This is a genomic window from Flavobacterium sp. FlaQc-49, from assembly GCF_044005985.1.
GTDB classification, from domain to species: domain Bacteria; phylum Bacteroidota; class Bacteroidia; order Flavobacteriales; family Flavobacteriaceae; genus Flavobacterium; species Flavobacterium cupriresistens.
In genome coordinates this window covers 148,910-161,846 of the sequence record NZ_JBIPCS010000008.1, presented here as the reverse complement: position 1 = coordinate 161,846, position 12,937 = coordinate 148,910, and the positions used below count along the sequence as shown (strand labels likewise).

The window sequence follows — 12,937 nt, the reverse complement described above, 5'->3', positions numbered from 1 at the left end:
AAAATTTCGCTTCCATACGTGTAGTGAATTCCTACATTAATAAAGTGATTTTCCCTTTTTTACCTATGACTCTTGCTCTTTTCACAAAAAGACACTCAATTTCATTAAAAAAATCAATTGAGCTGAGTATCAAATTTAAAATAGATAGTATAAATTTGCAGCATCTTAAATAATTTGCTTTGAAGCTTTTTCATTCTATAAACGATTTTCGGTCAACCAAGAAAACTATTTTAACTCTTGGCACCTTTGATGGTGTGCATATTGGTCATAAAAAAATTCTGGAACGAATTACTCAAAATACCGAAAATGGAAAATACGAAAGTTTAGTGCTTACTTTTTTTCCGCATCCCAGAATGGTACTGCAGGAAAAATCGGAAATAAAACTATTGAATACCATTGCTGAAAAGACAAAACTTCTGGAGCAAACCGGAATTGAAAATCTGGTAATACATCCGTTTGACGAAAGTTTCTCCAGATTAACTGCCGAAGAATTCGTGCATTCTATTTTAGTAGATCAATTTCATATTCAAAAAATAATCATTGGCCACGATCATCGCTTTGGCAGAAACCGAACGGCCAATATTGATGATCTGATTGCATTTGGAAAAGAATATGGTTTTGAAGTGGAACAAATTACGGCTCAGGAAATTCAGGATGTTTCGGTAAGTTCAACCAAAATCAGAAAAGCTTTAGACGAAGGTCATATTACTTTGGCCAACGAATATTTAGGTTATAATTACTTTTTAAGTGGTGAAGTTGTAAAAGGAAAACAGCTCGGAAGAACAATCGGATTCCCCACTGCCAACATCCATATTGAGGAAGATTATAAAAAAATCCCGAAAAATGGTGTTTATGTCGTTCAGACAACATTCTATAATGGAAGAAAAGTTTTTGGAATGATGAATATCGGTTTTAACCCCACTGTAAACGGGGACAAACAAACCATAGAAGTGCATCTTTTTGATTTTGATGCTGATATTTACGGTAAAAAAATAGAAATTTCTTTGCTAACTTATCTTCGCGAAGAACAGAAATTCGGCTCTGTTGACTTACTCAAAGAGCAGCTCAATCAGGATAAAACAAATGCTTTAGCTTTTATCAATCAGCTTTAGAAACTCCTCTTATACTTTTTATCGTTTTTAAATCATCGTAGTTATTTTTTTAGTAAATTTGATATACAACTCTGTTTGTCAATCGCTTACTATTAACTTCTTTAAAAATAACCATTATGAAATTACCTAAAGAAATAACCAACGGTTTTTTGATATTCCTTGGAATTGGCGTTTATTTTTTATTGATGAATGTATTAGGTTTAGCCCATTTATTCTATTTACGAACCTTAAATGTGTTTTTTATATTTTATGGCGTAAATAAAACCATGCGAATGAACCTTCACGAAGGAGAAACCAACTTTGTTTCGAATGCCGTTTCTGCGATGGCAACCTCTGTCGTTGGTGTCGCAATGAGCGTTTTCGGGCTGTTAGTTTATAGTTATGCAAGAGGTGGAGATGCCTATGTTAAAACATTATCAGAGACTTTTATGTTTGGAGGAAATCCCTCAGTACCAACTTACTGTATCTGTTTATTGTTTGAAGGGATCGCATCGTCGGTTATCGTCACTTTAATGATGATGTTATACTGGAATAACAAGTATGTAGCCGATTAATTTTTCAAAGTAAAACAAACATTTTAGCACTCTAAAATCATAAAAAAATATAATTCTATGATTTTAGAGTGTTTCTTTTTTGAAAATGCCTATCAAATATTCATTTACAGAACACATCATTGGTTGATTAGAACAATTTAACTACTTTTGGAGCATCAAAAAAATGTATCAATGAGCATTACGAAACACAACTGGACAAAAGACGAAATAATCGCAATATATAATAAACCTATGATGGACTTGCTGTATGAAGCAGCAACACTTCATAGACAAAACCATGATCCAAACGTAGTACAGGTATCTACACTGTTATCTATTAAAACAGGAGGATGCCCTGAAGATTGTGGTTATTGCCCACAAGCTGCGCGTTATAACACCGGAGTTGAAGGAAACGACTTAATGAGTGTAAGTCAGGTAAAAGCTCAGGCTTTGCGTGCTAAATCAAGCGGATCATCTCGTGTTTGTATGGGAGCTGCCTGGAGAAACGTAAAAGACGGAGCAGAATTTGATCAGGTATTAGAAATGGTTCGTACTATCAATAAGCTGGACATGGAAGTTTGTTGTACTTTGGGTATGATCACCGAAAATCAGGCACAACGACTGGCAGAAGCTGGTTTATATGCTTACAATCATAATTTAGATACTTCTGAAGAATATTATAAAGATGTTATTTCAACCCGTGGTTTTGAAGACCGTTTAGAAACTATCGAAAATGTTCGTAAAACCAATGTTACGGTTTGTAGTGGAGGTATTATTGGAATGGGCGAAAGTATTGAAGACAGAGCAGGAATGCTAGTAGCGCTTTCTACCTTAAATCCACAACCGGAATCTGTGCCAATTAATGCTTTGGTTGCAGTTGAAGGAACACCAATGGAAGATGAAAAACCAGTTGAAATCTGGGAAATGATTCGTATGGTTGCTACAACAAGAATTGTAATGCCGGATACACAAGTTCGTTTGTCTGCAGGAAGAACCAATATGAGTCGCGAAGGACAGGCAATGTGCTTTTTTGCCGGAGCAAATTCTATTTTTGCCGGAGATAAATTGCTTACTACACCAAACCCTGATGTTCACGAAGACATGAAAATGTTCGAATTATTAGGATTGAATCCACAAAAACCTTTTACAAAAGTTTCGCAACCTAAAACGGTTGAAGCAGCTGACTCTCAATTTGTCCAACTGGGTGAAAAACCAAAATGGTCAAGACCGGGGCATAGCATTGAAAGAAATCTTGAAGCTTCAGGTAAAGCAAAAGTTTAATAAAAAGATTTTATAAATCTCAAATACTATTTTAAATTGCTTTTGGCTTATCGTCAAAAGCAATTTTTTTATTTAGGAAAATGAGAAGGAAAAATCTCGAAATTTGATTCTATTTACAAATTTTACAATTGTATCAAGTCTGACTAAGGAAGGATCTTCCCCTGTTACGTTCATCAGTATTAATAAAGCGCGTTTTTTTGATTAATCATGCAAAGACGCGAAAACGCAAAGTTTTTTCTCTTTGTCTGACTTCGACTTCGCTCAGTCTGACAAAGAGAAACCTTTATTTAGGAAAGGTATTTAAAAACTTGTTTTAACTATAAAGGAGTTTCAAAGTTTTTTAACCTTTGTCTCACTCTGCCTCTGTATCTTTGAACCTGAAAATTATTCCTCACAAAGTCGCAGAAACGCAAAGTTTGATTCTTTACAATACTGCGACTCTGCAAGAAAAACAAGTCATCACACTCGTTTTAGCTTTTAAAACATCACTTTCTTAATTGATACTGTATTATTCTCTAACTTAACTTTTACAAAAAGAAGCTGATCCTGAGATTTTAAATTTACAATTTGAAAAGTCGGATCATTAATCGCTGATTTTTTATAAATCATATTTCCGCTTACATCAAAAATAAGAATCTCACTAATTGTACTTTCAGAAGCATTGATATTGATTATTTTATCTTTTGCGCTTACAATAATCTCTTTTCCTTTATTTTCAAACTCGCCAACTCCCAATGATTTGTTGACATAACGCAATATAAAACGATCGTCAAAGACACCTATTCCGGTTGAAAACTTATAATCACTTTCTCTTAAATCATGTACTTGTCCGGTTATTTTATCTTCGATATAAATGGCCTGATGTACCAAATTCCCATCGGAATCATCTATAGAAATAGTAAAATCACTTACAATTGCAGAACGATATCCCAAAGGAATTGTATCGGTGTCTAAAAAAGGCAGCGCACGCCCTTGGATAACATATTTTTTGTTACTGTTAATACTATAAAAATCCAAAAACGGATTTCCGTCAAGTGTTACACCATCAAATCTATTATCATGACCGTTTGTTGCTCCTTCCACATAACCAATCAGCAATTGTTTAAATGCTCCTTCCTCATTTTCCAGATCAAGCCATATGCGGTGTCGCTCTAAATCGGTATTTTTTGAAGTATTTTTTATTTTAAAAAACTGACTGTTATCCGCACCCCCCAACCTCATTGCATTAGTAAAAGCAACCGTTCCGGCACTAACTGTTGTGGCGAAAAAAGATTGTCCTGCCCCAATTTTACCTGTTGGTTTAACCCCGGCATCCGTAGCCGGATTATCCGTATGCCCGGGATCACTTTTTGCAGATATTGCTACACCTCCAACAACATTATAACTCGCATAATCATCTGCGTTGTATTTATATGGTCCTACTCTACCTATAGGCGTATTATGGGTCCAGAAAAAGATAGTTCCATCCAGAAAAGAATTTGCAGGTAAAAAAAGATCCGCGTCCAGAGCAGAAGGATATGGATTTCCGATTAAATAAAAGTTACCCGCATCCATTGTTTCTCCGGACAAAGCACCATTGTTTGGAGCGCCAACAAATTGAGCTGTATAATCGGCTCTTACCGTATTTGAATAACTTTGAGGTCCACGAATAATATAACCTTTACCAATTATCATTTCGGTATTGGAACTGGTCATCACCCAGTTTGTTCCATTAAAACTAAAATATTTATCGGATAACGTTAAGGGTGACACATCCACTAATTTTTGTGGACTCACCGGTGTTGACCAATAAATATAATCATATATAAAAATCTGTTTACCTGTACGTTTGTAACTAATAGAGCCCGAATTCAGTAACGGATTATCATTTGCCTGAACTAAACTTGCATTATTCTCAAACAGTAATTCCGTTCCCGGTGCTGAATCAACAGTTAATGCATTAGTTACCGTTAGCGTGTTTAATGCATTTATGGTCACTTTTTTCCCTGCATTTACTTTACAGGTACAACTGTTTATATCTCCTGTTGTCGCATAATCGTCAGCAAAGATAATATTATGATTTATTGTTGGCGTTCCACCCGACCAGCCTCCTGCTGTAGTGTAAGTGTTTGTTACAAGCGGATTTATAACTATATTCGATAAGGGTGGTGAAGCACAACTACCACTATATTGAACAATAAAATTATAGGTTCCGGGTGCAAGTCCGGTAATTGTATATGTTGTTGGATCAGGGCCAGCACCTCCCGCATAAGTATTGGGGAAAGAACCGCTTTGCGTTATCGTATAATTACTCATATTGGGCAATCCATTTAAAACTAACGTACCTGTCGGCGTTAGACATGTTGGATCAGTAATTCCTCCATTAACGGGCGCAGTTGGTTGTGGAATTATTGTGATAGTAGCAGAACCACCTGTAAATGCTGAACTTCGAACACAAGTATCAGCTCCGGTTACAGAAACCAAAGTATACGTTGTAGAAGTTGTAACCGGAGTGGTAAAAGTCGCAAAAGCAGTACCACTGGTAACATTAGTCTGTGTACGATTGGCACCACCATTTTCCTGATAGACTACTGTATAAGGACCTGTTCCCGCGGTTGCTGTAAAAGTCAATTGTCCAGCTCCCGTTGCACAAAAAGGACCATTGGCCGTTAAACTACCCTGAGGTAATGGGTTAACCGTAATTGTCGCCGAACCACCAGTAAAGCCGGAGCTTCGAATACACGTATCTGCCCCTGTTACGGAAACCAAAGTATACGTTGTAGAAGTCGCAACCGGAGTGGTAAAAGTCGCAAAAGCAACACCACTGGTCACATTAGTCTGCGTACGATCTGCTCCGCCATTTTCTTTATAAACTACTGTATAAGGCCCTGTTCCCGCGGTTGCCGTAAAAGTTAATTGTCCAGCTCCCGTTGCACAAAAAGGACCATTGGCTGTTAAACTACCTTGTGGTAGTGGATTGACCGTAATTGTCGCCGAACCACTCGTGAAACCGGAGCTTCGAACACAAGTATCAGCTCCGGTTACAGAAACCAAAGTATACGTTGTAGAAGTTGTAACCGGAGTGGTAAAAGTCGCAAAAGCAGTACCACTAGTCACATTAGTCTGTGTACGATTGGCGCCACCATTTTCCTGATAGACTACTGTATAAGGACCTGTTCCTGCAGTTGCTGTAAAAGTTAATTGTCCAGCTCCCGTCGCACAAAAAGGACCATTAGCTGTTAAACTACCCTGAGGTAATGGATTAACCGTAATTGTTGCCGAGCCTCCCGTAAATCCGGAGCTTCGAACACAACTATTTGCTCCTGTCACGGAAACCAAGGTATAAGTCGTAGAAGTCGTAACCGGAGTTGTAAAGGTCGCAAAAGCGGTACCACTGGTCACATTAGTCTGCGTACGATTCGCGCCTCCGTTTTCCTGATACACTACAGTATACGGACCAGTACCTGCTGTTGCCGTAAATGTTAGTTGCCCTGAACCTGTAACACAAAACGGACCATTGGCTGTTAAACTACCCTGGGGTAAAGGATTAACTGTTATTGTTGCCGAGCCCCCTGTAAATGCCAAACTTCGCGCACAAGTATCAGCCCCTGTTACAGAAACTAACGTATAAGTCGTAGAGGTCGTAACAGGAGTTGTAAAAGTCGCAAAAGCGGTACCACTGGTCACATTAGTCTGCGTACGATTCGCACCACCATTTTCCTGATAGACTACTGTATAAGGACCTGTTCCTGCGGTTGCCGTAAAAGTTAATTGTCCAGCTCCCGTTGCACAAAACGGACCATTGGCTGTTAAACTTCCCTGTGGTAAGGGACTGACCGTTATAGTAACGGTAGCAGAATTTACAGCAGCACAAGAACCGTTTTGAATTACGGCTCTAAAATCTATCGTTTCAGTAAGTGGTCCTGACGTATAAGTTGTAGTTGTGTTAACAATATCATCCCACGTTCCAAATGGACCTGATGATTGCCATTTTAAAATGGTTCCGGTATATCCACTCAAAGTTAACAAACCACTTGTAGCTCCTGCACAAATTGTTTTTGCGCCACTTATAGTTCCTCCAACAGTTGTTGCAGAAACAATTACATTTGTTGTATTGTTTGCCGCAATATTTGAAGAACACACTCCCGATGTAAGATTGGTAACAGTAATTGTACTTGTTCCTATAGTAGTCAAACCAACTGCTGTAAAAGTCCCCGTTCCTGCAGAGGTAACCGTCATAGCTGCAGTAAGTGCAGTCCCGGTGGGATTAGTTCGATTATATGTTACTGTATAAACTCCAATAGGTAAAGAAGCTGCGCTGGAAGTTACCGTTATTACGGAAGTACTCCCAACCGAATTACAAACACCTGCTCCTGAAATTCCTGTAATACTATAAGTTGGACAAGTATAAGTAACGATAACCTGGCCACGTGCGCCATTACCGCCACTCTGAGCGCCGCCCGACGCTGAGTTCATTGCTCCACTCCCCCCTCCACCAGGAGGAGTTCCAAAATTTCCGGGGCCATTACCCAATAAAAGACTGCTGAGAGCAGCTCCTCCGGCACCTCCTCCGGTATCACCTCCCTTTCCTCCGGCTCCCGAAGAGAGTCCTAGACTTAATAGAGCAGAAGCACCATTTCCCCCTGTGACACCAGAGGTTTTTGTTATTGAACCAAACGAAGCCGTATTTAACCCTCCGGCACCTCCGGCTGGTGCTCCTCCTGCCGTATTCGCAACACCTCCATGTCCACCAACCGCTAAGAGAATAGTTTCAAAACCAGTTATCGTAGAACTTCCGCCATTACCACCGGTAGCTGTTGTACCAGTCGTTACTCCTGCCACTTTAACAGCCAAGGTATTTCCTGCCACAACTGTGATAGCACCGTGTGCAAAAGCACCACCACCACCACCAGCGCCGCTTCTTCCAGCTAATAATCCGGCTCCACTGGCTCCTCCTCCAGCTCCACCACCACCCCAAGCTTGTACATCCATTGAAGTAATTCCAGCCGGAACTACTAATGAACCATCAGCCGTAAAGGTGTGAGGGGGTTGCGCCCATAAAGAGCCAAAAACAAATAAAAACAGAAAGGAGAGTTTTACCTTTAGAAATGATGTTTTTTTATAATGCAGCTTCTTTTGAGAAAAACAATGCATTAAAAATTGAAGCGGGAAAGCTGGTAATTTTTTTTTCATCGCACTACTTTTTAAGTTAAAAAGAAAAATTAAAACCAAACAGACGTTTGGTTAAAATGAAACTCTAAATACCTCAAAAAATAATTTTGACTATCAAAATCAACTTATAATTAAAAGCAAAAAAAATACTAAAATGCTGCTTTTTAATTTGTGGTATTTAAAATAGCAATCAATATTTTGGCAGAGAAAAACAGAAAAGAGATGTACTTCGTCGGGCTTATAGGTACGTTTGTCGTACAAGCATAGCAACAAGGTACAATTTTATTTACAAGACAACAAAATATTTCACATAAAATTGTAAGAATTAGACACTTAAATAATTATGAGTTGATATAAAAACAGCATATTCTCCTTTAAAAATGGTAGTTCATCGGCAAAAAGCGCATTTTGTCGAGTGTCTTTATTTACTGATAAAAAAATGAGATTTTCAAGCCATGAAAAAGAAAACATTCTGTCTTGCATCATTGATGTAGCTAACCCAAAAAATAATCGCATCGAATCAAATGTTTTTTTTTCACGCAGATTGTGCAGATTCTGCGGATTTTTTTCAATCTGCTAAAATCTGCGTGAGACTTTTTTTGACAATCCTAATAACTTGTTTCATTTTAGAGATAAGAGAACCTGCGGCTTGAATTAATTAATTTAAGTTGCTAGTTGTTTTATGTTTGAAATTAGACCCCCTATACCCTATTTCTGAATTATAATAATGTAAATTTCTAATAAAAATTAAAATATTTGCAAAGGTACCTTTTTGAATAGCCTCCTGCTTCAGCTGGAGGATTACAAGTAGTTCATGATTTTATGGCTTTAGCCGAATTATACCCCGGATCTTTCGGCTAAAGCCAATGATTCACCTCTCAATCATTTACCTCCAGCTGAAGCAGGAGGCAAATCAATCTTTTTGTGTTTTCTTCAAATAGAATCAACTAATTATTAACTAGTGACTTGAATTAATTAATATCAGAATACTATTTTTTGAGCTATAGTATGATTGTTCTCCAAAACAACTTTTACTATTAGAAGTTGATTGCTGCATGACGGATTTGAAAATTGAAATGACCTCGCATCGATTTTATCTTTATAAAAAAGTAGTTTTCCACTAACATCAAAAAAATGAACTGACTTAATGTTCGTTTTTGCTGCTACTACATTTATGGACTTGTCTTTTACGGTTATCTGAACGCCGTCTTCCAATTTCTCCAAAGCTTCCTTTTTTAAGGTCTTTTCGGTGTAGTGTATTACAAAACGCTCCTTAAAAACTCCCTTGTCAGTAGTAAACAGATAGGGGGCTTCCTGTAAGTTATGTGTTATTCCCTTCGTTTTGTCTTCTAAATAAACATTCAAGTTCTCGAAGAGCCCTTCCTTTTTAGCAATTTTAATACTAAACTCCCCCTCAACAGCAGTCTCGTAACCCAGAGAAATTGAATCAGATTTGTCAAATACTGCTGTTGTTCCCTGAATTACCAAATGTTTATTTTCGAGGATACTATAAAAATCCGCCCATTTATTTCCTTTAAAAGATTCCGAATTAAAACTATCAACCGACGCATCGGGTGCTCCATACACATAACCAACCAGGATTTGTTTAAAAATGCCTTCCGTATTCTCAAAATCCAACCAAATACGGTGTTTTTCGATTCCGCTTCTGATTTCCTTTTTATTGCTTACCGTTGTTTTAAAAAAAGAAGTATTTTGACCCATAATTCGCATGCTGTTGTCAAACGCAACAGATCCAGTATTCTTGCTTACAACAAAAAAAGCCTGATTCGAAGCAATTGTTCCATCCGGTACGGTCTGATCCATTCCGGAAGAAAGTGCTGCTCTTGTTCCTACACCTCCCAGCAAATTATAAACTGCATAATCATCTGAAGTATATTTATGATCTTTAACCGGAGTATTATGTGTCCACAAATAAAGAGTTCCTTTGATGTTTTGACTGTTTTTATCCAAAAACAAATCTGCACTAAGAGCTGAGGGGTATGGATTCCCAATTAAATTAAAAGTATTTTCTTTTCCTAAACCCAAACTAATCTTCCCATTATTCGGAACTCCTTTAAATATTGCGTCATATGCCGAAGCTGCGGTAGCTGAAAAATCCTGAGGTCCGCGGATACAATATCCTTTCCCCGGGGTCATAGTATGTTGCGGATCTTCAATGCTCCAATTATCTAACTCATAGTTATAGGAGAAAAACTTATCCGATAATGTCTTCGGAGAAACAGCTATCAATTTTTGATCCACTACCGGAGAGGCCCAATAGGTATAGTCAAATTTTAAAATCGGAGATGATTTTCTTAGAACCTGCACGATTCCCGTATTTACAATTTCATCATCATCTTGATATAAACTGGCCGCATTATTTAAAACCAGCGCCCCCAAACCGTTATAATCAAATTCAATTCCTAAAGTATTACCACTTAAAAGCGTAACAGTCTTCCCTTCCTTGATTGTACAGTTACATATCGCTGTCGCTGTTAAACCCGGATAATCTTCTGAAAAAGTGACTTCTTTTCCAGCGGACGGAAAACCATTTGACCATGCGATACCATTCCAATCGGTCGCTTCTAAGCAAATTTTCAAACGAGCAACCCTATGTTTTGATTCTCCGGAGACGGAATTAAAATCGCCACCAATCATAAGTTTGCGATCAGCAGTAAAATGCATCGTACGTACCTTATTGTTTAAATTTGCCTGAAAGCTGTTATCATAATCCCCCCACCTTAATAACCGTATTAACCTTAGGCAAGCTGTACTTTTGTAAGTACCTGAAAAAGTTCCTCCCACTAGGATACGATCATCGGGTTGTACCAAAATACTAAGTACATCTCCTTTACTAAAACCGGATCCAGAATCAAAAGTCGTATCCAGACTTCCGTTGGAATTCAATCTCAGAATCCGTTTTTGTGGAGCCCCATTGTACATTAAAAATGATCCTCCTACTATTATTTTCTGATCCGATTGTAACGCAATTGCACTTACTTTTTTATCAAACCCGCTACCTGTGTTAAAAGTGGCATCTATACTTCCGTCCTCATGAAGACGTACTAAACCTGATACCATAGTACCGTCAAAAGAAGTAAATCTCCCGCCAATCAGAATTTTTCCGTCCGGTTGAACCAGTACGGCCTCTACAATAGCATTGGCACCCAAACCAACATTAAAATCAACATCAAGCAAACCGTTTGCCAACAATCTGACTATTCTTCCAACCTGTGCAGTATTATATGACGTAAAATTACCGCCAACAATTATCTTTTGATCGGGCTGAAGTGCCATTGCATAAACCTGATTATTAAAGCCTGAGCCTAAACTAAATGTTGGATCAACGGTTCCATTTGCTAAAATACGAGCAATTCTATTGCAAGTTGATTCGTTGTATTTTGTAAAATTCCCCCCAAAGACAATCTTATCATCTCCTTGTAAAACGGCCATTTTTATGCTGTTATTCGCTCCCAATTGCTTGGAATTAAAAGTATCATCCGAGGCTCCATTTTCTAAAACTCTGGCAATTCTTGAAGAAAAAGCTCCATTGAATCTGGTAAAATTCCCAAATACCATCGTTTGTTTACTGGGCAACGGCAAAACTTTTAAAACAGAATTATCAAAACCAATTCCGGCAGCTAAATATCCGGTATCTTGTTCTCCTCCGCTATCAATTCTAGTCAGTCTACCCTGATTCAGACTATCAAATACAGAGAATGATCCCGCGATATACCAAGATCTGTCTGCCGTACTCTCTAATCCTAAAACGGAAGCAGATCCCGGTCCTGCTCCAGTATAGAAATCGTTTCTTATCGTTCCGTTAGCATTTAAAAAAAATAAACGGTTTACCTCACTATTATTGTAGTAGCCTGTGAAAGACCCTCCAACAGCAATAGTCCCCGAAGCATCAATTTTGATTACCTGAACCGCATCTTTACTGAGACCGGAGCCTGATAGGAAACCAGAATCGAGGGTTCCGTCATAATTGATCCGGATAATCCTGTTGGCACTGTTTCCGTTATAATTTGTAAATTTTCCTCCTAAAATAATTTTTCCATCGGACTGTATCGCTATTGCATTTACATCATCATTAAAAGCAGCTCCAATACAAAAATGTTCATCAACTCTGCCATCAGGATACAGACGAACCATTCTGTTTGCCGCAGCTCCATTAAAAAAAGTGAAAGCGCCCGTTACTATAATTTTTTGATCCGGTAAAATTTCAACATTAGTAATGAGTGCTGAAGCCCCGGCTCCTATATTAAAAGAAGAATCTAATGTTCCATTGGGTAAAACACGTGCCATTCTATTTACGGTAACGGCATTGTATTTGGTGAAACTGCCCACTATAATTATTTTTCCATCCGATTGCAAACCCACTTTATAGATGATTCCTGTCGCAGCTGCAATTGCTGTATTGAATGATATATCTTGTGATCCATCCGTATTTAAACGAATTAGTCGACCCGCGCTGACGCCGTTGTAAGCTGTAAAACTTCCACCAACAATAATTTTTCCATCCGGTTGCACACAGACGCTGTAGACTTTTCCGTTGAAACCATTTCCCATCTGAAAACTCTCGTCAATCGATCCGTCTGTATTCAACCGAGTCAAATAAGAGAGTTGTATTCCATTAAGAGTCAGAAAATCACCTCCTACGATCAGTTTTTCATCGGACTGCAAAAATAAGGTTCTAACTGTATTATCAAAACCATCCCCGATAGTCCCGTCATCACGTATATTAAAGTGCTTATCCACTTTTCCTTGCTGTGCATACAAGTCGGCTTTATTGATAAAACTGACTACTAATACTAAAAGAATTATATTTCTAATCAAAGTCAGATAGATTGAGTTAAA

The 12,937-nt window shown here is 38.1% G+C and carries 5 protein-coding genes; 3 read left to right on the top strand and 2 right to left on the bottom strand.

Annotated elements, in window-relative coordinates; genetic code table 11:
- Positions 1-179 precede the first annotated feature (179 nt).
- The 3 genes from ACHRV3_RS17005 (at position 180) to bioB (ending at position 2,926) form a co-directional block, all read left to right on the top strand.
- Positions 180-1,112 (top strand): bifunctional riboflavin kinase/FAD synthetase, encoded by a 933-nt coding sequence (locus tag ACHRV3_RS17005; protein ID WP_395435434.1) that lies wholly within the window; start codon positions 180-182, stop codon positions 1,110-1,112.
- Positions 1,113-1,228: 116 nt separating this feature from the next.
- A complete protein-coding gene (locus ACHRV3_RS17000; protein ID WP_047776608.1) occupies positions 1,229-1,666 on the top strand; it encodes a hypothetical protein in 438 nt (145 codons plus the stop codon).
- Positions 1,667-1,837: 171 nt separating this feature from the next.
- Complete coding sequence (gene bioB, locus ACHRV3_RS16995; protein WP_395435435.1) at positions 1,838-2,926, top strand: biotin synthase BioB; 1,089 nt, start codon at positions 1,838-1,840, stop codon at positions 2,924-2,926.
- A gap of 477 nt (positions 2,927-3,403) precedes the next feature.
- Here the strand turns inward: bioB and ACHRV3_RS16990 are convergent, their stop codons facing one another.
- Positions 3,404-8,098: a T9SS sorting signal type C domain-containing protein gene (locus ACHRV3_RS16990; RefSeq protein WP_395435436.1), complete on the bottom strand. Its 4,695-nt coding sequence runs from the start codon at positions 8,096-8,098 to the stop codon at positions 3,404-3,406.
- Positions 8,099-9,058: 960 nt separating this feature from the next.
- A complete protein-coding gene (locus ACHRV3_RS16985; RefSeq protein WP_395435437.1) occupies positions 9,059-12,916 on the bottom strand; it encodes a T9SS sorting signal type C domain-containing protein in 3,858 nt (1,285 codons plus the stop codon).
- Positions 12,917-12,937: the final 21 nt, after the last annotated feature.